The organism is Echinicola salinicaeni (assembly GCF_014280965.1).
GTDB classification, from domain to species: domain Bacteria; phylum Bacteroidota; class Bacteroidia; order Cytophagales; family Cyclobacteriaceae; genus Echinicola; species Echinicola salinicaeni.
On sequence record NZ_JACODZ010000004.1, the window covers coordinates 476591 to 501268 of the forward strand.

Annotated in this window: 14 protein-coding genes; 13 read left to right on the forward strand and 1 reads right to left on the reverse strand. The window is 42.7% G+C overall.

Features of this window, described 5'->3' with window-relative positions; genetic code table 11:
* Positions 1–240: 240 nt before the first annotated feature.
* From H7U17_RS09865 to H7U17_RS09925, 13 genes are all read left to right on the forward strand, one after another.
* The gene (locus tag H7U17_RS09865) at positions 241–1770 is read left to right on the forward strand and encodes a glycoside hydrolase family 43 protein (RefSeq protein ID WP_186756579.1); all 1530 of its coding nucleotides are present in this window, start codon (positions 241–243) and stop codon (positions 1768–1770) included.
* A 14-nt stretch (positions 1771–1784) separates the two neighbouring features.
* The gene (locus tag H7U17_RS09870; protein WP_186756533.1) at positions 1785–3170 is read left to right on the forward strand and encodes a family 43 glycosylhydrolase; all 1386 of its coding nucleotides are present in this window, start codon (positions 1785–1787) and stop codon (positions 3168–3170) included.
* Between the two features lie 373 nt (positions 3171–3543).
* Positions 3544–6027 (forward strand): glycoside hydrolase family 95 protein, encoded by a 2484-nt coding sequence (locus tag H7U17_RS09875; protein WP_186756534.1) that lies wholly within the window; start codon positions 3544–3546, stop codon positions 6025–6027.
* 43 nt (positions 6028–6070) lie between these two features.
* The gene (locus H7U17_RS09880) at positions 6071–7036 is read left to right on the forward strand and encodes a glycoside hydrolase family 43 protein (RefSeq protein ID WP_230981349.1); all 966 of its coding nucleotides are present in this window, start codon (positions 6071–6073) and stop codon (positions 7034–7036) included.
* 23 nt (positions 7037–7059) lie between these two features.
* Positions 7060–7896 (forward strand): sialate O-acetylesterase, encoded by an 837-nt coding sequence (locus tag H7U17_RS09885; protein WP_230981350.1) that lies wholly within the window; start codon positions 7060–7062, stop codon positions 7894–7896.
* Positions 7897–7909: 13 nt separating this feature from the next.
* Positions 7910–9829: an alpha/beta hydrolase-fold protein gene (locus H7U17_RS09890; protein ID WP_186756536.1), complete on the forward strand. Its 1920-nt coding sequence runs from the start codon at positions 7910–7912 to the stop codon at positions 9827–9829.
* A gap of 158 nt (positions 9830–9987) precedes the next feature.
* Entirely contained in the window at positions 9988–11934 is a 1947-nt protein-coding gene (locus H7U17_RS09895; protein WP_186756537.1) for a glycoside hydrolase family 97 protein, read from the forward strand.
* A gap of 11 nt (positions 11935–11945) precedes the next feature.
* On the forward strand, positions 11946–13307 hold the full coding sequence (locus tag H7U17_RS09900) for a glycoside hydrolase family 43 protein (RefSeq protein ID WP_186756538.1): 1362 nt from the start codon (positions 11946–11948) through the stop codon (positions 13305–13307).
* Positions 13308–13504: 197 nt separating this feature from the next.
* A complete protein-coding gene (locus tag H7U17_RS09905; protein WP_186756539.1) occupies positions 13505–14875 on the forward strand; it encodes a glycoside hydrolase family 43 protein in 1371 nt (456 codons plus the stop codon).
* A gap of 68 nt (positions 14876–14943) precedes the next feature.
* Positions 14944–16686, forward strand: coding sequence for a glycoside hydrolase family 43 protein (locus H7U17_RS09910; protein WP_186756540.1), 1743 nt, complete (start codon positions 14944–14946; stop codon positions 16684–16686).
* A 244-nt stretch (positions 16687–16930) separates the two neighbouring features.
* Positions 16931–17857: an alpha/beta hydrolase gene (locus tag H7U17_RS09915; RefSeq protein ID WP_230981351.1), complete on the forward strand. Its 927-nt coding sequence runs from the start codon at positions 16931–16933 to the stop codon at positions 17855–17857.
* 357 nt (positions 17858–18214) lie between these two features.
* Positions 18215–19363, forward strand: a complete 1149-nt coding sequence (locus tag H7U17_RS09920; RefSeq protein ID WP_186756541.1) for an endo-1,4-beta-xylanase — start codon at positions 18215–18217, stop codon at positions 19361–19363.
* A 150-nt stretch (positions 19364–19513) separates the two neighbouring features.
* Positions 19514–22237, forward strand: a complete 2724-nt coding sequence (locus H7U17_RS09925; protein ID WP_230981352.1) for a glycoside hydrolase family 3 protein — start codon at positions 19514–19516, stop codon at positions 22235–22237.
* A 338-nt stretch (positions 22238–22575) separates the two neighbouring features.
* Here H7U17_RS09925 and H7U17_RS09930 read toward each other — a convergent pair whose 3' ends face one another.
* Positions 22576–24483: a 7TM-DISM domain-containing protein gene (locus H7U17_RS09930; RefSeq protein WP_186756542.1), complete on the reverse strand. Its 1908-nt coding sequence runs from the start codon at positions 24481–24483 to the stop codon at positions 22576–22578.
* Positions 24484–24678: the final 195 nt, after the last annotated feature.

Genomic DNA, 24678 nt, shown 5'->3' on the forward strand with positions numbered 1-24678 from the left:
GGCAGGCTCCCGATAGTCATGCGGGACAGGTTATTCCAAGCCTGTCTACCGACAAAGGTAGAGCTTGGTGTGGGATTGCGGGAAGAAAGCCGTGGGCATCTTATAAAAGGGAGATGGCCACACCCTTTTTCCTACACTTATCCAAGCGCAAAAGGGTTCGCAATGACGTTAGTAACCCCATTTCTCTTCTTTTTAAATCGAACTCGGGTAAGTAGTTTACTGACGACCTTGGCCTTACTGATGGCCGTATTGAACGGCCAAGTGGTACAAGCACAGGATCAAGGCGCAAAAAACCCTATCATTCATGCGGATGTACCGGATATGTCCATGATTCGAGTTGGTGATACTTATTATATGAGTAGCACCACGATGCACATGAATCCTGGTGTTCCGGTCATGAAGTCAAAGGATTTGTCCAATTGGGAATTGATTAATTATGCTTATGATCAATTGGGAGAAGTAGATGCCCTCAACATGGAAAATGGGAAAGATGCATATGGGGCTGGCTCTTGGGCAAGCTGTTTGAGGTTTCATGAAGGGACTTATTACCTCAGTACTTTTTCTTCCACCACAGGTAAGACTTATATTTTTACTACTAAGGATTTAGAAAAGGGGACATGGAAGTCGCATTCTTTTTCTCCTTCCTATCATGACCATACTTTATTTTTTGATGAGGATGGTAAAATTTATATGATATGGGGGGGAGGAAAGCTCCATATGGTAGAGTTAAAATCGGATTTATCAGGAGTCAAGCCCGGTACGGAAAGGGTGTTGATAGAAAATGCCACTGCTCCATCTGGGCCCAATGTGATGCTCCCGGCAGAAGGATCACAATTGTTCAAGATAAACGGAAAGTATTACCTCTTCAATATCTCTTGGCCCCAAGGGGGGATGCGTACGGTCATTGTCCATAGAGCTGATCAGATCACTGGACCCTATGAGGGAAAGGTCATGTTGCAGGATAAAGGGGTGGCTCAAGGAGGTTTGATCGATACTCCAAGTGGAGAGTGGTATGCTTATCTTTTCCGTGACAATGGAGCTGTTGGAAGAATACCCTATCTGGTACCAGTGGAATGGAAAAATGGCTGGCCAGTACTGGGAGAGGAAGGGAAGGTGCCAGATCAGTTGGATCTTCCTATCAATGGAAGCCTGATTCCTGGTATTGTTGCTTCAGACGATTTTGACCGGAAAAGGAAAGACGAGGACTTGCCTTTGGTCTGGCAGTGGAACCATAACCCCGATCCGGCCTATTGGTCAGTTAGGGAAAGAAAAGGATACCTGCGCTTAACCACTGCAAGGGTGGATGCTTCTCTTATCGAAGCTAAAAATACTCTGACCCAGCGGACCATAGGCCCAAAATGTACAGGTGTCACCAAAATTGATTTATCAGGGATGAAGGATGGGGACTTCGCTGGCCTTGCATTGCTCCAGAAACTTTATGGACAGTTAGGAGTGAAAGATGAGAATGGCCAAAAGGTGTTAGTGATGATCAATGCAGGTTCCGGAGAGGCTATAGAAATTGAACGAGTCCCACTCAACACAAAGTCTGTTTACCTGAAAGCTATTTGTGATTTTACCGATCGCCGTGATGAAGCCAATTTCTTTTACAGCCTTGATGGCAAAGATTGGAAGACTATCGGGTCGACCCTTCACATGAAGTATACGTTGCCCCATTTTATGGGCTATCGTTTTGCCTTGTTCAATTATGCGACCAAATCACCGGGAGGCCATGTAGACTTCGATTACTTTCATATTACTGACCAACCCTAACCAGATTTATTCAAATGCCTAAAATATCCTATAATAAAAACTACTCCATCCTAATAGCCCTTTTTGTCCTTTGGACAGGAATTTCCAAGGCCCAGAATCCTTTGGTCAAGGACCAATTCACAGCAGATCCATCTGCCATGGTAGTAGGGGGTAAGGTTTACGTTTATCCTTCACATGATGTTTATTGGGAGGAAAATAACGGTAGGGAAAATTGGTTCTGCATGCAAGATTATCATGTGTTTTCATCCGAGAACCTCACCGATTGGACGGATCATGGAGTTATCCTTCGTCAAGAGAATGTCCCTTGGGGAAATCCCACCGCCAACAGCATGTGGGCACCAGACTGTATTGAAAGAAATGGAAAATATTATTTCTATTTTCCTGATCATAGCAATGCATCCAGTGTGAATGGGGAAGGTTTTACCATTGGGGTGGCTGTGGCGGACCATCCAGAAGGTCCATTTGTCCCCCAAGAAGAGCCGATAAAAGGAGTAAAGGGAATAGATCCGAATGTGTTCATTGATGATGATGGCCAGGCTTATCTCTATTGGTCTCAAGGCCATATTTATGGAGCAAAACTCAAGGAAAATATGCTTGAGCTGGCTGCTTCGCCTGTGATTTTACAAGAGCTTCCGAGCAAAGGCCTTAAAGAGGGACCTTATATGTTCAAAAGAAATAGTAACTATTACCTTACCTATCCTCATGTGGAAAATAGGACTGAGAGGCTCGAATATGCATTAGGAGAGAATCCTTTGGGGCCTTTTGAATTTAAAGGGGTGATTATGGATGAGTCCCTTACAGGCTGCTGGACCAACCATCATTCGATCATCAGTTTTAAAGGACAACATTATCTGTTCTACCACCATAATGATTATTCTCCTGATTTTGATAAAAATAGGTCTATAAGGGCTGATAGTTTGTTTTTTGAAGCAGATGGAAGTATTCGAAAGGTAGTGCCCAGCCTTCGGGGCATAGGATTGAGCAGTGCTTTTGAGAAAGTCCATCTGGATCGTTATAGTGAGCTCAGTGAAACCGGGGCGACTATTGGCTTTATGGATGAAGAAAATCCATTTCTAGGCTGGAAAATCATATTGGAAAATGATAAAGGTTGGATTAAATATGATGCGGTGGATTTTGGAGAGGTAAATGCCCTAAGTATGACCTGGAGGGTTAGGGCTCCTCAAGGCGGAAAAGCTCAAATCAGGCAAGTAAGTAAAGAGGGACAGTTAATCAGTGAGGTAGAGTTGGTGAAGAATGAAGAATGGCAATCCATTACGGTTCCGCTGGCTTATAGGCCTTTGGGGATTCAGGATTTGGTTTTGCAAGGAAGTGAAGCAGTAGAAGTGGATTGGGTAAGGTGGGAAATGCCCAAAGAACGAAAGGGGGAATTATCGGAGTAAAGTGGATATATAGCTGAGTATGAATGTTGACAAGCTTGTATGTAGAAGGATGTTCTTTTCATTTTGCTCTAATTCTGGTTATTGTCCTTTTCCATTGATGAAAAGGACCAAAAATCTAGGCCAGAGGAACATTCTTCAAATTGAGGCAATTTCGTTTACGAAGAAGTCCCTATAGGCTCAATTTGATTTTGGAACAATTACTATGGGCTGAAAATGAGTGGATCTGGTTCGTCCACTTCGCGAGCTAACTCATTTTCTTAACGCCATCCATAATTGTCCCAAAACCGAATGCTCCAAAAGGCCGGAACTGTGATTCTTATTTAATATATCGACTTTGCAAAATTACTTAAACGCATAATAATAAAACTCAACAATGAATAAACAAATAACCCTTTTATCAATTTTTAGTCTGCTTTATTTGTCTTGTGGGACTTCCGAAAAGGTGGACCAAAGCATTGAGGTTTCGGATGATCATTTGCGGCTTTGGTACGATGAACCTGCGGAACAGTGGGTGGAAGCATTGCCTGTTGGGAATGGCCGTTTAGGAGCGATGGTATTTGGAGATCCAAATAAGGAAACCATTCAGCTCAATGAAAATACTTTATATGCTGGAAGGCCCTATCGAAATGACAAGCCCGAGGCCAAAGAAGCTTTGTCAGAAGCTAGGAAGTTGATTTTTGAAGGAAAGTATGACGAAGCCCAAGAACTTATCAACCAAAAGTTTTTTAGCGGTGTCTATGGTATGCCTTATCAAACATTGGGGAATTTGAGATTGAATTTTTATGGAGAGGAACCAACTTCCGGATATTCGAGAGAACTCGATTTAGAAAAGGCCATTGTAACTACCCGGTATGAAAAGGGAGGTGTAAACTATGAAACCAAAGTGCTGTCATCTTTTCCTGATCAGGTGATTGTGGTACAAATAACAGCAGATAAAGCGGGTGCCCTCGAATTTTCAGCCACCATGGACCGCCCTGGGCAATTTGATCTGCGCACCAATGGCAATGAGGAATTGATCCTTACAGGAATTTCAAGTGATCATGAAGGCATCAAAGGAGGAGTAGAATTTGAATCACGGGTAAGGATCGTGACAGAGAATGGGAAAATGTCTGCTACAGATGACAATTTAGCAGTAACCGGTGCAGATAAGGCCACCTTGTATATTTCCATGGCCACAAATTTTGAGAACTACCAGGATATCAGTGGGGATGAGACTGAAAAAGCCAGTGCTTTTTTGGAAAAGGCCACCAATAAAGGCTTCGACGCTATATTAAATGATCATGTGGCTGATTATCAGCAATATTTTAAGCGGGTGAGCCTTGATTTAGGAGAGACTGATGCCGTGGATAAGCCCACAGATGACAGAATTGTTGAATTTTCACAGGGAAATGATCCGCAATTAGTGACCCTTTATTTTCAGTTTGGCCGTTATTTGTTGATTTCTTCCTCCCGTCCAGGAGGTCAACCGGCCAATTTACAGGGGATATGGGCAGATCAGCTCAAGCCAGCATGGGACAGTAAATACACCATCAATATCAATACCGAGATGAATTACTGGCCATCGGAGATCACCAATCTAACGGAGATGAATGAACCATTGGTCCAAATGGTCAGCGAATTGGCGGAAACTGGCAGACAAACTGCCCGTGATATGTATGGCTCGAACGGTTGGGTCGCCCATCACAATACGGACATTTGGCGGATTACAGGGCCTGTTGACGGGGCTTTTTGGGGACAATGGCCCATGGGGGGGGCTTGGCTTTCCCAACATTTGTTTGACAAATATGAATATGCCGGTGACATAGCCTATCTGGAATCTGTTTATCCCATTCTCAAGGGGGCTGCTGAATTTTATTTGGATTTTTTGGTTGAGGAACCTGACAATGGTTGGTTGGTGGTAGCGCCTTCTGTGTCCCCAGAAAATGCACCTTATAGTGATCATGGGGCATCAGTTTCCGCAGGAACTACCATGGACAATCAACTGGTTTTTGATGTTTTTACCAAAACTGTACGTGCCGCAGAGGTGCTGGGAGTGGATGCTGAGATGAGGCAAAAGATTAACGAAAAACTGGAGCAACTTCCTCCAATGCAAATAGGAAGCTGGGGGCAACTTCAGGAGTGGATGTATGATTGGGACAATCCCGAGGACAAGCACCGCCATGTTTCCCACTTGTATGGACTCTTTCCATCCAATCAGATTTCCCCTTACAGAAATCCGGAATTGTTCGAAGCAGCTAGGACTTCTCTGGTGGCCCGAGGTGATGAATCCACCGGTTGGTCCATGGGCTGGAAGGTCAACCTTTGGGCAAGGCTGCTGGACGGCAACCGAGCACTTAAACTGATCACGGACCAGTTGAGTCCGGCCATATTGCCGGACGGAAAACACAAAGGAGGCACCTATCCAAATTTGTTTGATGCACATCCCCCTTTCCAGATCGATGGTAACTTTGGCTGCTCGTCCGGAATTGCGGAAATGTTGCTGCAGAGCCATGATGGAGCTATCCATATTTTGCCTGCTTTGCCCGATGCCTGGCAGGAAGGTAAAGTCAGCGGGCTAAGAGCCAGAGGGGGCTTTGAATTGGCAATAGAATGGAAGAAAAACCAGCCAAAGAAAATTGTTATAAAATCTGCTCTAGGCGGGAACTGTAGAATTCGCTCTCATTATCCGCTTTCTGGAGATGGACTCTCTGAAGCAGAGGGAGAGAATGCTAATCCATTTTACCAAGAACCGAATATCAAGAAACCCTTGATCGCAGGAGGAGCTGAGCTAAACGGGCTGTCACTGAAAAAGATATATGAATATGATCTGGCCACATCTTCAGGTGAAGTATATGAAATAGTCCAAGATGAAAAATGAATTAATTCTTAACGAAAGCATATTGATCAATTAACCAATAACCATGATTACTAAGAAAATAATATTGCTGGCAATATTTATCGCTTTTATTGGAAGCAAAGAGCTTTTTGCCCAAAATCCCATTATCACTGATGTATTTACAGCAGATCCGGCACCTATAGTTCATGATGGTAAAGTTTATCTCTATACGAGTCATGATACCGCTAGTGTAGAAGCTACCAATTACCAAATGAAAGATTGGTTGGTCTTTTCCTCTACAGATATGGTGAACTGGACCAACCATGGAGCACAGCTTTCCCCAAAATCATTTTCATGGGCTACAGGGGATGCTTATGCAGCGCATTGTATAGAAAGGGATGGTAAGTTTTACTGGTATGTATCCACTTTTCATAAAAAGGATGAAAACAGCAATGGTGGTGCGGCCATTGGAGTAGCAGTTTCTGATAGTCCTACCGGGCCATTTAAGGATGCTTTAGGAAAGGCTTTGATTGTTAATGAAATGACCACGGATAATGAGCATGGTTGGGATGATATTGACCCGGCTGTTTTTATAGATGATGATGGCCAGGCATATCTCTACTGGGGCAATGGCAGCTGTAAATGGGCTAAGCTAAAAGATAATATGGTTGAATTGGACGGTCCTATACATCACTTTAAGCCTAAGCATTTTATAGAGGGGCCTTGGGTGTACAAACGGCAGGACCTTTACTACCTGGTATATGCCAGTGCAGGTACCCAACCAGAAATGATAGAATACTGTACAGCATCAAGTCCTGAAGGGCCTTGGACCTATCAAGGGATAATCATGGAAAATGTTCCCAATTGCTTTACTGTTCATCCAGGTATAGTCACTTATAAAGGAAAAGATTATTTCTTTTATCATAATGGGGAGCTACCTACGGGAGGAAGTTATCGCCGGTCGATCTGTGTCGACTATATGCATTATAATGAAGATGGCACCATCCAAAAAATCAATCAGACCCAAAAAGGAGTGTTGTCAGTGAAATAATCCTTTACCACTAAACTATGAATATGAAATTTTTATTGAAATGGATTTCTCTATCATTCGTCATTTTGTGCTTTGGAATTTCAGCTCAAGCGCAGGATAAGAATTTTTACATTTTTCTGGCTTTTGGCCAGTCAAATATGGAAGGAGCTGCAAAGTTTGAGGAACAGGATATGGATGTAGATCCCAGATTTCAAGTCCTGCAATCCATCGATTGTTCTGGTCTGGATAGGGAAAAAGGCAATTGGTATCCTGCCGTTCCACCCTTGACCAGATGTCATACAGGCCTTACCCCTGTAGATTATTTTGGTAGGACCTTGGTGGAAAATCTCCCAGACAGTATTCGGATAGGGGTGATCAATGTGTCTGTGGGTGGATGTAGAATTGAGCTTTTTGAAAAGGACAATTATCAATCCTATGTGGAAACAGCTCCGGATTGGCTTAAAAACATGGTCAAGGAATATGACGGAAACCCTTACCACCATTTGGTAGAACTGGCAAAAACAGCGCAAAATGAAGGGGTCATCAAGGGAATTCTATTGCATCAAGGGGAGTCCAATACAGGTGATAAAGCGTGGCCACAAAAAGTAAAAGGAGTATATCAAAATCTGCTCTCTGATCTGGGTTTGGCTTCAGAAGAAGTTCCTTTATTGGCTGGGGAAATGGTCAGTGCTGCCCAAGGGGGAAAATGTGCCAGTATGAATGCCATCATTGCGACCTTACCAGAAGTGATCCCTAATGCATATGTGATTTCATCTGAAGATTGTGAGGCCGTTTCCGATGGGCTGCATTTTTCTGCAGCAGGATACAGGAAACTTGGGAGACGATATGGAGCGCAAATGCTTTCGATTATAGGAAATTAACTTTTAAATAACCATGAGAAAAATAAGCTATTTATTGTTACTGTTCATTGGTAGCCTTGCTGCAAGCTTTGGTCAGCAAATAGAAAAAGAAGCGCCAGAAGGTTTTGATCAAGTGAAAAGTGGTATTGAACACGGAAAACTAGACACGGTGGAGTATGACTCTAAGACCGTCGGGACAGCGCGCAAAGCCGTTGTTTATACCCCTCCCAAATTTGATAAGAATAAAAAATATCCAGTATTGTACCTGCTACATGGAATAGGAGGAGATGAAACGGAGTGGTTGCGTGGTGGGCAGCCTCAAGTGATCATGGACAATCTCTATGCAGCAGGTAAGGCGGAACCTATGATCATCGTCATGCCCAATGGCCGAGCGATGAAGGATGACCGTGCCACTGGCAATATCATGGCCAAAGATAAAGTGGAGGCCTTTGCCACCTTTGAAAGAGACTTGCTAAATGACCTGATTCCATTTGTGGAAAGCCATTATCCCGTATTAGCGGACAGGGAGCACAGGGCCATTTCTGGTTTGTCCATGGGCGGTGGCCAAACACTGAATTTCGGCTTGGGAAATTTAGACCAATTCGCTTGGGTCGGCAGTTATTCAGCAGCACCCAACACCAAAAGTCCTGAAATGCTCGTTCCTGATCCAGCCTATGCCAAGGATAAATTAAAGTTGCTTTGGATCTCTTGTGGAGATCAAGATGGCCTTTTGGGTTTCAGTCAGCGCACCCATGATTACTTGGTCAAAAATGATGTTCCCCATATTTATTATTTAGAGGAAGGTGGCCATGATTTTAAGGTATGGAAAAATGGACTATACATGTTCTCCAAAATGCTTTTTAAGCCGGTTGACACATCCAAATTTAACCAATATAGTCCCTTAGGAATTCCCGCTTCTACAAATATCAGGGGAGCCAAATATCCACAAATTATGCCTGATGGAAGTGCTAAGTTCAAGTTAAGGGCTCCGTCTGCCGATAATATTCAGCTTGACCTAGGAAAGAAATATCCTATGACCAAAAATAATGAAGGTGAATGGGAGGTGACCACAGAGCCTTTGGGAGAGGGGTTCCATTATTATTCCCTGTTGATTGATGTAAAGGCTGTGGCTGACCCTGCAAGCGAGACATTTTTTGGTATGGGAAGAATGGCCAGCGGAATTGAAGTGCCTTTCGATGGAGATGATTATTACGCAGTGAAAAATGTTCCTCACGGCGAGATCCGACAGGTCAGGTACTATTCATCACAATTGAGATCCTGGAGGAGATTTTTTCTCTATACGCCCCCAGGATATGATATGGACACGGACCGTGAGTACCCAGTACTCTATATCCTACACGGAGGAGGTGAGGATGAAAGGGGCTGGGCACAGCAGGGGAAGACCGATTTGATCCTAGATAATCTTATTGCTGAAGGGAAGGCCCAACCTATGCTAGTGGTGATGCCCGATGGAAATATGCCAATAGCAGCTTTTGAGGAAAGAGGACTGCAAATGTTCGAAAACGAATTAAAGAATGAGATCATTCCTCATGTGGAAAAGCATTACAGAACGCTAAATGGCCCGGAAAACAGGGCCTTGGCAGGACTTTCAATGGGAGGCATTCAGACGCTTTATGCGGGAATCAATAATACAGACCTGTTTTCCCACTTAGGTGTATTCAGTTCAGGATGGATCTCTCAGCGTCAAGGCAGCGTTGCCGAGGGGCAGTACGCCTTTATGAGTGAAAATTCAGAAAAGATCAATAATGACTTAAGCCTATTTTGGATTTCCATGGGAGGAGAGGAAGATATCGCCCATGATAATTGTGAGAAAATGCTTGGGGAGTTTGATAAGATGGGAATAGACTATAAGTATAGCGAGTATTCTGGAGGGCATACCTGGCCCGTATGGAGGCATGATCTCCACAGTTTTGCTCCTTTGTTATTTCAATAAGTGCTTAAGCAATAATGGAGTACTATTAAAACCTGTCAGGTTTAACGAGCGGAAAAGCTTGATGGGGACTAAGAGAGGTAGGAACCTGAAAGGTTTTTCCTTGCTCTCAAAGACAAAAAGTAAGAATGTTGACTTCTAAATAATTCAAAAGCCCAAAAATGAAAATTATTTCTTTTACACTATTATGCGCCTTCTATATACTGTTTACTGCGGAAGCTGATGCACAAAATACCAAGTCCGTTTCCAGTCCTGACGGTAACCTTGAAATCAGGGTGTCTGTAAGCAATGGCAAGGCCCAATATGCGGTTCATTATCAGGATGTGGTAATGTTGGAGAACTCTCCTTTGGGGCTGGTGACCAATGAGGGAGACTTCACCTCCAATATGAGTTTTGTAGATGCCTCCACCGATGAAATCAAGAAAAATTATAGTCAAGATAAGATCAAAGCTTCGTCTGTTCAGTATATGGCCAATACCTTGGCTTATACCGTCAGCAATCAAGAGGAAAAACAAATTACTTTTCACTTTCAGGTGAGCGATCATGATATCGCATTTCGCTATGAATTGCCCAAATGGGGGGATACCAGGGCAACAGTAGTGGAGCGGGAATTGACAGGGTTTCGCTTCCCATTAGCCACTACCGCTTTTCTCTCTTCGATGATGAAGCCCATGACAGGTTTTGCACGTACCGCACCCAGTTATGAAAGTGGTTATGTGACAGATGCGGCTTTGGAAAGCACTACGGCGAGATTTGGCTATGTTTTTCCGGGGCTTTTCAAAGTGGGGGAAGATGGATGGGTACTGCTATCCGAAACAGGTGTAGGAAGTAATTATAACGGAGCACACTTAAGTAGCTTTCAAGATGGAATGTACACTGTGGAATATCCTCAAATGGAACAAAATAATGGCTTTGGCAGCACGGGTGCGCAAATAGGCCTTCCTGGTTTTACACCATGGCGTACCATTACAGTTGGGAAAACGCTCAAGCCAATAGTGGAAACCACCATTCCTTTTGATGTGGTGGAGCCGCTATATGAGGCCTCCCAAGCTTACCAATATGGAAAAGGAACCTGGAGTTGGATCGTATGGCAGGACAACAGTATGAATTATGAAGATCAGGTGAAGTATATCGATTTGGCTGCAGCCATGGATTTTGAATACATCCTGATCGATGCCTGGTGGGATGAAAGGATTGGCTATAAAAAGATGGAAGAGCTGATCCAGTACGCCAATTCGAAAAATGTGGATGTATTTCTTTGGTACAATTCCAACGGTACGGCCAATGATGCTTTCCAGACTCCATTGAACAAAATGAACACCTCCATTGCCAGAAAGAAGGAAATGAAATGGCTGAAGGAAGCAGGGGTGAAAGGATTGAAAGTAGACTTTTTCGGTGGGGACAAGCAGGAGACCATGCGGCTTTATGAAGATATCTTGGTGGATGCCAATGACCATGGATTAATGGTGATTTTCCATGGAACCACACTTCCTAGAGGCTGGGAGAAAATGTATCCCAATTTTGTGGGAAGTGAAGCTGTCTTGGCTTCGGAAATGCTCATATTTTCCCAAGGTGTTCGAGAGAATGAAGCGTTTTATGCTTCATTGCATCCGTTTATAAGAAATGCAGTGGGAAGTATGGAGTTTGGAGGGGTCTTGCTCAATAAATTCCTTAACAGGGGAAATGAACGAGGTCAAGAGCGCTTGACCACGGATAGCTTCCAATTGGCGACAGGGGTACTTTTCCAAAATCCTGTTCAGATGTTTGGTTTGACTCCTAATAACTTAACTGATGTACCCGAATTTGAACTGGAGTTTTTAAGGGAACTGCCCACTACTTGGGACGAAACGGTCTTTATTGATGGTTATCCGGGCAAATACAGTGTCTTGGCACGAAGAAGTGGGAAGAAATGGTATATCGCAGGCGTCAATGCTGAAAATGCTGCCAAGACATTGAAAATCAATCTTCCTATGCTCAAAGGACAGGAGGTCTCATTATACAATGACGATAAAGAAAGACAGCCCACACTCCAAACTGTGAAAGTTGGGAAAAATGGGGAGCTGACCGTTACGGTTCAGTCAAGGGGAGGCTTTGTGTTAACTCATTAACAAACAGTGAAATGAAGAGAATCTATAAGGGTTTAGCATTATCAGTATTTATGATAGGAGCAGTTTTTCTGTCAGCTAAGGCCCAAAATCCGATCATCCAAACAAAATTTACTGCTGATCCCGCTCCGATGGTCCATAATGACACCGTTTTTCTCTATACCGGTCATGACGAGGATGATGCATTTGGCTTTAAAATGCACAACTGGTTGCTCTACACATCGACCGATATGGTCAATTGGACCGAGCATGGAGCGGTGGCATCGCTACAAGATTTTGATTGGGTTCCGCATGAAAATGGAGCTTGGGCAGCCCACAGTATAGAACGTAATGGGAAATTCTATCTCTACTGTCCTGTACCTGGTGGAGTAGGTATAGGTGTTTTAGTTGCTGACAGTCCTTATGGGCCGTTCAAAGACCCCATTGGAAAACCTTTAATTAAAAAAAGTGAACATGACATTGATCCAGCGGTGTTTATTGACGATGATGGACAGGCTTACCTTTATTGGGGAAATCCCAAGGTGTACTATGTGAAACTGAATGAGGACATGATATCTTACTCGGGAGAGATCATTCAAGATCCTTCAACTCCAGATAATTACCAAGAAGGACCTTGGGTTTGGAAAAGAAACGGACATTTTTATCTGTCTTATGCCTCAACCTGTTGTCCTGAGGGCATCGGTTATGCCATGAGTAATTCTCCCACAGGGCCTTGGGAGTACAAGGGGATGATCATGGACGGGGACAAACGTTCAAACGGAAATCATCCAGGAATTATTGACTTTAAAGGCAAGTCCTATGTGTTTGGCTTCAATTATAACATTTTGAAACAAACCATGTCAAAGCATTATGAAAGGCGGTCTATTTGTGTTGAAGAGTTGACCTATAACGCTGATGGGACCATTCAGAAACACCCTTTCTGGTCCAGAAATGTAGAACAAGTCAGTACTTTAAACCCTTACAAGCGTGTTGAAGCCGAAACCATGGCCTGGAGTGAAGGAGTAAAAACCGAATTTGCCACAGAATGGGAACGAAACATTTCCTGGGACAAAGGAAAAAAGATAACGGAAAGATTGTTTGCGACCTCAATTCATAATGGAGATTATATCAAAGTGCAAGGGGTGGATTTTTCCGATGGCCCAAAGGCGATTGAGGTAAGTGTTGCTTCATTGTATGGAGGGAAAATTGAACTTCGTGTCGATAATATTGATGGGCCTTTAATCGGAACAGTTAACATAGATGCTAAAGGTCAGGGTGACATATGGAAGACCATGACCTCCCCTGTAAGGGATATTAAGGATGTACATGACCTGTTCTTTGTTTTTAGAGGGGAAAAGGACTTGTTCAATTTTGACTGGTGGAAATTTACTAAATAAAAGACCTGGATAAATTATGAAATCTAGCATGATCCGCCAATGGATAAGGGCATAGACCTGCCAGGTTTGTATTTGCCCGTTAAACAAACCTGACAGGTCTGAAACGCTCGGACATCCAATAGGCATCGGTCATCTGAGATAACGAATTCGTGACAATAACTAAGTATCTCATTTGTAGAACAGAAAAAGATAGATAGATGAAATTTCCTTTCAAAATACTAACAATATCCGTGCTTATTGCAGGCACGGGTATTCTACAAACAAAAGCACAAAACCCTATCATTCAGACCTCCTATACTGCGGATCCCGCGCCTATGGTGTACAATGATAAGGTCTATTTATACACCTCCCATGATGAGGATAATTCAACCTGGTTTACCATGAATGACTGGAGACTGTACACAAGCGAAGATATGGTCAACTGGACAGATCATGGGGCAGTTTTGTCTTATAAGGAATTTAGTTGGGGCAAGATGAATGCTTGGGCACCTCAGTGTATAGAACGGAATGGGAAATTCTATATGTATGTGCCGATAACTGATAGAAACAATAAAAACGGCATTGGTGTAGCGGTAGCTGACAGCCCTTATGGCCCTTTCATTGATCCATTGGGCAAACCTTTGATCAGCAATAGTATGGCGGATATTGACCCGACTGTTTTTGTGGATGATGATGGTCAGGCTTACTTGATGTGGGGAAACCCGGTATGTTATTATGTGAAACTAAATGAGGATATGATCACCTATGATGGAGAAATTGAACAGTTTCCCAATACGGTAGAAGCTTTTGGCAAACGGGAAGGCAAGGCAGATCCACGTCGTCCCACGACCTATGAGGAAGGCCCTTGGTTGTATAAAAGAAATGACCTGTATTACCTGCTCTTTGCGGCGGGTCCGTTACCTGAACATATTGGCTATTCAACCAGTTCCAGTCCAACTGGCCCATGGAAATACCAAGGCGTATTGATGCCCACCGAAGGCAGGAGCTTTACCAACCATCCGGGAATGGTGGACTTCAAGGGGAAAACTTTTTTGTTTTACCATAATGGTGCCTTGCCCGGAGGGGGTGGATTTACCCGATCAGTATGTGTCGATGAGGTGAATTTCAAAGGAGACGGGACCATTGTCCCCATGAAAATGACAGCAGGAATCACAGAAAGTTTTGGAACAATCAACCCCTATATTAAAAATGAAGCGGAGACAATTGCTTGGTCGGAAGGGGTAAAAGCCAAAAAGAATGAGGTAGTGGGGAATTTTATAATTGCCACCAAAAACGAGGCCTATACCCAGGTAAAGGCGGTGGATTTTCGTGATAAGGGACCTGCTGAATTTACGGCAAGGGTAGGGACTGTCCACAATGGCAATGTAAGTATGGAGATCAGGATAGACAGTTTGGACGGGGTGCTATTGGGTACGGTCAATGTGCCGCTAACAGGCGGAGATGACAGGTGGTCATTGGTGTCCACCGAAGTAAAACAGGTGGAAGGTGTCCATGACCTGTATTTTGTTTTCAAAGGAAAAGCACCCAATAATATCCTGTATTTTGACTATTGGAGTTTTTCCGATTAGCTAAGTCTTTTTCCTATTTAAATTTTGAAATCAGCATCGATATATTGAATCAATTCAAAAACAATAAAATGAAAAAACAACCTATTATTCTATTGGCTTTTTTATGGGCCACCTTTGCTTTTAATCAAGTTTTAGGAAGACAAAAGGCAGACAATAGCCCTCTGTTTACCAAGGTCATTTATCAGGGAGATGATCAGGTTTATAATGAAAATCCTCTTGAAAAGGATGAATTTTATAACCCGATTCTTCAAGGATGTTATCCTGATCCGGCCATTACCAGAAAGGGTAATGATTATTATATGGTAGTATCCTCTTTCGCCATGTTCCCGGGGGTGCCGATTTTCCATTCTAATGATTTGGTGAACTGGACTCAGATCGGTCATGTGCTGGATAGAACCTCTCAGCTAGATGTGCATGATACAGGAATAAGTGCAGGAGTGTACGCCCCGGATATCCGTTATAATCCTCACAACGATACTTTCTATATGATTACCACTGCATTTGCAGGAGGTTTGGGGAATTTCGTGGTCAAAACCAAAGACCCCATGAAAGGTTGGAGTGAACCCTATAAGTTGAACTTTCAGGGGATTGACCCCGCCATATTCTTTGATGAGGACGGGAAGGCCTATGTGGTGCACAATGATGCACCAGCGCAGGGAGAGGAATTGTATAATGGTCACCGCGTGATTAAGGTTTGGGAATATGATCTTGAGAAGGACCAGGTTATTGCCGGAACAGATAAAGTGATTGTCAATGGGGGAGTGGACCTGTCCCAAAAACCGATTTGGATTGAAGCTCCACATATCTATAAGAAGGATGGCAAGTATTATTTGATGTGTGCTGAAGGTGGTACCGGAGGATGGCACAGTGAAGTGGTCTTTGTGAGCGATAATCCAAAAGGACCTTATATCCCAGCACCAAGTAATCCGATTCTTAGCCAACGGTATTTATCCCAGAACAGACAAAATAAAGTAGACTGGGCGGGTCATGCTGACTTGGTATTGGGACCGGATGATAAGTATTATGGCGTTTTCTTGGGTATTCGACCCAATGAAAAGAACCGAGTAAATACAGGCAGGGAAACCTTTATCCTACCAGTGGATTGGTCAGGTGAGTTTCCGGTTTTCGAAAATGGTTTGGTACCGATGGAGCCCAAACTGAAAATGCCCGAAGGCGTGAAGAACAAAACAGGACAGGAAGGGTTCTTTCCAAATGGTAACTTTACTTTTACAGAGGATTTTACATCCGAGAAATTGGATTATCGTTGGATAGGCCTAAGGGGACCAAGGGAAGCATTTATTTCCAAAACTAAAGGCGGTTTGAAGATCAATCCTTTTGACACCAATATCAAAGAGGTCAAACCCACTTCCACGCTCTTCCACAGGCAGCAGCACAAAAACTTTTCTTTTACTACTACCATGGAATACCAACCTGAGTCGGAAAAAGACTTGGCAGGTTTGACCAGTGTGCAAAGTGAAGCCTTCAATTATGTGTTTGGAGTTACCAAATCCGGAAAGAAAAATGTACTGGTACTGCAGCGAACTGAAGCACAGGGCAGAGGAAGAGACCGTAAGGTGAAGTCTGAAATCTTGGCGAGTACGGAGATTGACCTTAAGAATCCTGTGTCACTAAGAATAAGTGCTAAAGGAGATGAATTTCAGTTCAGCTATTCCACTAACGGAACTGATTTCCAAAATCTGGGAGGTACAGTGTCCGGCGATATCCTTTCCACGAATGTAGCTGGTGGGTTTACAGGCAATTTGATTGGTCTTTATGCTACCAAAGCCAATGATGCATATCCAACGGAGTAGACAGATTTAAAAATCCATTAACTCCAAACCATGAAATACCTTTTTAAACCACCAACCTTAAGAGGTGGGGACTTTATGTCCTCACTTCTTTAATGACTATATCCTGAGTTGAAAATACCGAAGAATTAGGTCAAGTAGCTCTGCTCTAATGGTACTTGGAGGACCGTGGCTAATATGAGGTCTCGTCCAATGAGACAATCGATTAACTTTAACCTATTTAAATAACTTGATGATGTTGTATGTAATGAAAACCCTCGCTAAAACCGCATTTGCAGGTGTATTATTCTTTTGTGCCCAAGCTACAATGGCACAGGATGGGACCATGTATCCAATTGACAACCCCGAGGAACCCAATGCCATCCCACTGGGTACAGGAGGTGTGGAAGGTCAACCTTCTCCGGAGACCTGGTTTCGTCAATGGGGCGACCCAATGGCCAGAAATATCAGTACCGCTACCCTGACCCCTTTCTTCCCAGAACCCGGTAAGGCTAACGGTACTACAGTGATCGTAGCGCCTGGCGGAGGGTTTAGATGGCTTTCAATGGGTAACGAGGGTTGGGAAGTTGCAGAAGCGCTAGCTGAGCAGGGAATCACGGCATTTGTACTCAAATACAGGCTGCATCCGACCCCCGAATCTTTGGAAGATTTTAGCAATTCCATGAACAGGACCTTTGACGAAGCATCCAAAGCGACACAAGAAGGAAAAGCCCCTAGACGACCTCGCAGGAACCTGTCCGATCAACTCGAAGATGCAGAAGCCGCCTATGCCATGATTGTTGAGCGTGCCGAAGAGTGGGGAGTAGATACAGACAGGATAGGCATGATTGGCTTTTCGGCAGGTGCTGGACTTACCATGCATTGTACACTCAATTCAGAGACCATGGATTTGGCCTTTATCGGTCCGGTTTATGGAGGTATGGGAGAAGTGGAGGTACCAAAGGATGCACCTCCTATGTTCAACGTAATTGCCAGTGATGATTTTCTTTTTCATGGACAATTTGGGGTGATACGCTCTTGGTACGAAGCTGGTATACCGGTAGAGTTTCACCTTTACCAAAATGGAGGTCATGGTTTCGGATTGGGCAATCCCGATCGTACCAGTAACCGATGGTTTGAGGCTTTTATACATTGGTTAGATGTGAATGAGTTTCTGGTGGGGGATGACAGGTAAGAACTGGAGAGCGGAGAAGGAAGAAAGGCTACTCCTAATTCCCTAATATTGGACATTTGGCATGTTTAGACTCGGGATGGGATGCTTTATGCTGAAGAGGGAGTGATATTGTACAAGAAAGTTGGTTTTGGTCAACTGGAAGAACAAATAACTCCAGTAATGTCAAAGTAAGAAAGATAAATATGTGTTCATGGCTAATTCAGATGCCAAACTGATTTACTGTGAGTACAATTTTAATTTTGACTGGAAAAGAGAGAAGAGCTTTGAATTGCGCAAAAGGTTAAAAAAAGCATTCCATATTTCTCTAGTTCATTTTAATATCAATTTATTACCCTAAACTCAAAACAAACCTATTTAATGAAAAAACTTGGACTAAATTTTTGGGCTTTTATTGCTTTAAGTCTATTTATTTTCAGTTGTAACCCCTCTGATGAGATGCAACCGGACTTGGACGGTAAGCCGGATTCCAATGACGGTAAAGAGCCCCCAAATGAAGAAGTAAAGGCTGTTCCACTAAAGGAGTTGTTCAAAGACTATTTCCCTATTGGAGCAGCGATCACACCTCAGCATGCGGATCCCAATACGTTACATGGGAAGGCACTGCTGGAACATTTTTCCAGTGTGACAGCGGAGAACGTTATGAAGCCGGATCAATTGCAGCGAAATAAGGGAGAATTTACTTGGAACAATGCCGATAAAATAGTGCAGTTTGCCAAAGAGCACAATATTAAGGTTAGGGGACACTGTCTGACCTGGCACTCTCAGACTGCGGACTGGATGTTTTATGATGAAGATGGAGAACTTTTACCCAAGGAAATTGCCTTGGACCAACTCGAAGAACATATCAATACCGTAGTATCCAGGTACAAAGGAGATGTATATGCCTGGGATGTGGTGAATGAAGCCCTTTACGATTGGGATCCTGATGGGCTTATCTTTTACCGGGAAGATTCTCCCTGGTATCAAATGATAGGAGAGTCGTATATTGATTCAGCTTTTGTATATGCCCACAGGGCCGATCCAGATGCCAAACTGTTTTACAACGATTACAACTCTATTTTTGGCTGGAAAAGGGACAAGATATTTGAATTGGTTAAAAGGCTAAAAGAGAATGATATCCCTATCGATGGTATTGGGATGCAAGGGCACTGGTTTGTAGGAACTTCTGAGGAAGACATCCGTACCACATTGGATTTGTACAAACAGTTGGGGGTTGAAATTCAGATTACGGAATTGGACGTATCGGTATATTTGTCAGGAGACGAGACTGGCTCTGAGACCTACACGGAAGCATTTTCCATTAGACAAAAGCAAGCGTACCGAATGATTTTTCAGGTCTTGCTGGATTACAGCGATATCATTTCAGGAGTGACGTTTTGGGGAATTGGAGATGATGGGACCTGGCTGGACAAACCGGGGCGTAAGGCTTTTCCGTTTTTGCTGGACGAAAACTTACAACCCAAACCGGTGTATTTTGAAGTGCAGGACTTGGTGCAAAACTACTGATGCTCCCCCTGTTACTGAGTTCAGGTTAAATGTTCTCGATAAGGCGCAAAGAAAGATAGTTCTAAATCACTTGACAAGGGAAATTGTCAATTCAGCTTTAGCATTACATTAGATGAAAAAAAGGATAATTGATACCACCAAAATAACTTAATGATGAAAGTAAAATCTTTAGAAATACCTTCAATACACAAATTAGGATTTAGCTTTAGTGCCATGGGGTTAAAATATTGGGGACTAGGCTTTCTGTTATATTTAATGACTGGAAATATGGGGAGCCATGCTCAAGAAAGTGGTCCTGATTTTTCCTTTTTGGACACGGATAAAAACTTCGAAGAGCGGGTAGATATTTTGGTGGATCAGATGACCTTGGAGGAGAAGGTAAGTCAAATGATGAATGCCTCTCCGGCCATTTCCCGTCTAAAGGTGCCTGAGTACAATTGGTGGAATGAATGTCTACATGGTGTGGCTAGGGCAGGATATGCCACCGTATTCCCCCAGTCCATTTCCGTTGCGGCTTCTTTTGATAAAGGCCTTATGAAGGAAATAGGCACAGTGATTTCCGATGAGGCCAGGGCCAAGCACCACGAGTTTATCAGAAATGGCAAAAGGGGGATTTATACCGGACTGGATTTTTGGTCACCAAATATCAATATATTTCGGGATCCAAGATGGGGAAGAGGCCATGAAACTTACGGCGAAGATCCTTATCTCACCGGAGAGCTGGCTTCCCAATTTATAGAGGGCTTGCAAGATCACGATGGGAAATACTTGAAGACCATTGCGACTTCCAAACACTTTGCAGTCCATTCCGGTCCTGAGCCGCTTCGACATTCTTTCGATGTGGATGTGAGTGATAGGGACCTCTATGAAACCTATCTTCCAGCATTCCGCAAAACGGTCAAAGAGGCAAAGGTATATTCAATCATGGGGGCGTACAATAGATTTAGGGGTGAATCGTGTAGTGGGCATGACTTTTTATTAAATCAAGTGTTAAGGGAGCAGTGGGGCTTTGAAGGTTATGTGGTTTCGGACTGTGGTGCTATCCAAGATATTCATACAGGCCATAAGATTGCCTCGACAGCAGCGGAAGCTGCGGCAATTGGTGTTTCTGGTGGTTGCGATTTGAATTGTGGAAATTATTATGTTCACCTTACTGATGCCGTGGCGCAAGGTTTGGTAAGCGAGGAAGAGATTGATGTTGCGGTAAAGCGATTGTTTTTGGCCAGGTTCAAATTGGGAATGTTTGATCCGGAGGAAGCGGTTTCTTTTGCCCAAATTCCTTTCGGAATCGTCTGCTCCGAGGCCCATAATACTTTGGCAAGACAGGCAGCCCAAAAAAGCATGGTGCTGCTGAAAAATCAGGATGATTTACTGCCCCTTTCGGTAGATCAGATCAAAAAGATAGCTGTAATTGGTCCCAATGCAGATAATGTAGAATCGCTTTTGGGTAACTATCATGGCATACCCAAAAAGCCGGTCACTTTTCTGGAGGGAATAAAGCACAAGGTGGGCCCAAAGGCTGAAGTAGTGTATTCAGAAGGTGTACATCCTGCAGAAGGGTTTTATAACCTGAAGCCTGTACCTTCTGCTTATTTTGAAACGGAAGATGGACGTCAGGGGCTTAAAGCATCTTATTATAATAACCTAAACTGGGAAGGTGAGCCGGTCTTGGAGCGGATAGATGACCAAATTGATTTTTCCTGGGAGCACCAGCCCATCTCCAAAGAGCTGATCGATAATTTCTCTGTAAAATGGGAGGGTTATCTGGTTCCTCCGGCAAGTGGACGTTATGAATTCGGTGTGTTTTCAAAAAGAGGTATGAAAATACGTATTGACGGGAAAGAAATATCCAATGGGTCGGGTACCATTCACCGGGGAAGATATGCCACCGATATTGTTTCCATGGAAGCAGGGAAAAGGTATAAGGTGGAAGTTACTTTCTTCAGCGATGAGACCAATGCTATCGCCCAAATGCTGTGGGCAAGGCCAGATGTAAGCAAGATAGATGAGGCGGTTGCACTGGCCAAAAGTGCGGACTTGGCCGTGGTGGTGCTGGGATTGTCCCAAAGGCTGGAAGGGGAAAGCATGGATGTGGTCACTCCGGGATTTGATGGAGGAGACCGTACCGCGATCACTTTGCCGGCACAGCAGGAAGCTTTGCTGAAGGCGGTAAAAGCCATCGGCAAGCCAGTCATTTTGGTGCTGAATGCAGGAAGTGCCATGGCCATCAACTGGGCCAAGGAAAATGTTGATGCCATTATCAGTGCTGGTTATCCAGGAGAAGAAGGTGGTAATGCGCTTGCAGATGTGGTCTTTGGAGACTATAATCCTGCGGGCAGGCTGCCAATCACCTACTACCAATCGGTGGAGGATTTGCCACCATTTGAAGATTATGATATGAAAGGCAGGACCTACCGTTATTTTGAAGGTACTCCGCTTTATCCATTTGGCTACGGGCTCAGTTATACCCAATTTGAATATACCGAGCTGACAATTCCTACTCATGTAAAAGCTGGAGAAACTGTATCCGTAAGTGTGAAAGTGACCAATACCGGGGACAGCGCAGGTGATGAGGTAGTCCAGTTATACCTAACAGACCAAGAAGCCTCTACTTTGCGACCAATTCGGCAACTGGAAGCTTTTGAACGGATACACCTGAAACCGGGAGAAAGTAAAGAAATGCGTTTTACCTTATCCCCCAGACAGCTTTCCATGATCAATACCCAATCTAAAAGGGCCATTGAAGAGGGGCGTTTTACGGTGCATGTGGGAGGAAAGCAGCCAGGATTTGAGGGTGATTTGGATGCAGAAACTACCATGGTGGTAAAAGGTGAATTTCAGGTCAAGGGAAGTCAGGAGCTAGTTGATCTTTAATTGTTTAAAGTTTGTGATATTAGCAGTAGGCAATGTAGGAATGATCCCTTATGGTTAAAATAAAAACCATTGTCCCATTAATAAGGAGGGACAATGGTTTTTCTCATTCAAATTGAGAAAGGTTGGCTTTAAATTAAGCGCTTTTGAGAAACATTTTTTATGCATATCCGCAATTGCACCAGTAAGTTTTACCATTCAAAACATTCCCTATTAAGAGAATACATATCTCTAAGAAATACTAATTTAAATCTGTGTAGATCCGTGGAATCTCCCGATAAATCGGGACAGGCTGTGAGAAATAAGTTTACTGGTGTTAAAACGGATAATCATAATATTTTTTATTCCAAATGGACCAATACTAAGTTTTCCCATCCGCTCAGGTCTTTATTGTGCCCGACTTTTTCCATAGCTTGGGTTATTTTGTTCTTGAATGCCCAGCAGGTCTCTCTCCGCAGGTCCAAGATCTCAGAAAGTTCATTGAGGGTAAGATCCACATCCTTTCTGTTGGATAGGTATAATATATAGAAGGCTTTTTCTATTGGGAATTTTAATTTGTGAAATAGGGTTTCCACCGTTGGTGATTCCAAATAATTGCAGTTTTTACATCTCCTGCCATGGTTAGCCGCTTTGGCGTATTTATTATACCCACATTTTTTACAAATATATTTATCCTTCCATTTAAGTTCAGACAAAAACTGTAGGCAACTATCCTTGTCAGGAAAAACATTTTTGAAACTTTCAAAATCCAAGCCCTTCATCAGTGCAAGGTTTTTTGTGACTTCCTCCATATTGGTCCGAAGTTGTTCATTGTTTTTTCTAAGGTAATCGTTGATCTGGTTGACATGGGTATTGAGTTCTTGCAGTTTTAGGTTGGTTGTTTGAAGCTGTACATTTTTGCTTGCCAAATCCTTTGCCATATTTTCAATCTTTTCCGTCCTTTCTTTTACCTTTTGCTGGAGTTTATTGTTGAGTTCATCCGCTAGGCGATTTTTCTCCTCCAAAGCCATTGTCTTTTCCTCACTGACTGTTTTGTATTGTTCCTGAAGAAATTTTATTTGGTTGAAAATAGAAAGGGAAAATAGGACCACTTCCAGAAATATTACCGGATGTACAAAATACCAGTTGATCACTTGGTCATCAAATAATGCAAAGGCGATGGTATGACTATTAATGATGACCAAAAATAAGCAGGCATAGGCGAAAATATAGGACCAAGAATAGATCTTAGATTTCAATAAAAGTGTAAGACCAATAGAAAAGGGGACCAGCATAATAGATATGGTCAGGCCTATATAAGTTCGACCTTCTATATGAAATAGTGTGTCCTGGACAAAAAATAGGATGCATTTAAGAATAATTGCAATGATGGTTGCACGAAACATCAAGTTACTTGTATTGTATTTTTGTACAAACCTGTTGGAAAATAGTAAAGTGGCTATGACCACTGCCACCTGCGTGATATTTCCTTGGGTCAGAAAATTAAATTCAGGATGATTTGGCCATAAATATTGAAAGCCTAAGCCATCCCTACCAAAAGAAAACCAAATACAGGCCAGTATCAAACCGGCAAAGTAGAGGTATAAAGTGTCTCTTAACTTGTATACTAGATATAGATTGAAGACCAAAATGAGTGTTAATACACCATAATATATACCCAAGAAATAATATTCGTTGAGGGTGTGTGCAATGAATTTTTCATTGGTACGCAAATGCAGATTAAAGGCAAGCGGATAGCTTCTCTTTACCTTAAAATAGTATGTCTTTTGCTCTCCAGGCCTAATGTCAAGGAGGTAATTAAAGTTTTTGTGTTTGATATTCCTTTGGTAAAATGGAAAATCATATCCTGAGGTATTAGCAGTAAAACTACCGTCAGGATTGGGAAAATAATAAGTGAATTGGTTGATGTCAAAACCCCAAGATTCAAAATACCATGAATGATTATGGATGTTTTCTAAATTCTTGATTTTCAGTCTTAACCAAATGTTTTGGTCAAGCGCTTCATAAACAACATGAATATCAGAAACTGGCTCAAACTTATTAATGTATTCTGGAGATGAAATATCCTGGATGCCAAGTTGCGATGAAGGATCAACGTAATAATCCATGTATTCAATGATATTTGCATAGTCTTTAGCCTCTTCTATATAGAATATATTATCATCTTTTTCAGTTTGCTTCCCATATAAATCTTGAAAAGAAAATATTTGATATAGAAGTAGACTAATAATAAAATAAAAGCGACTCATTTTACTATGAAGATTATTTGGGTTAGTAATAAAGTGTTGAATATACAAATAAAAAATAAAGGTCCATAGCTTTTAAAAATATGCGCAGTTAATGTCGGTAATTAAAGGCTTATCATTTTCTTTAAGCGAAATATAAATGGGGTTTTAGTATAATTTTGTTTTTAATATGTTGATAATCAGTGTTTTGTTTAAAGC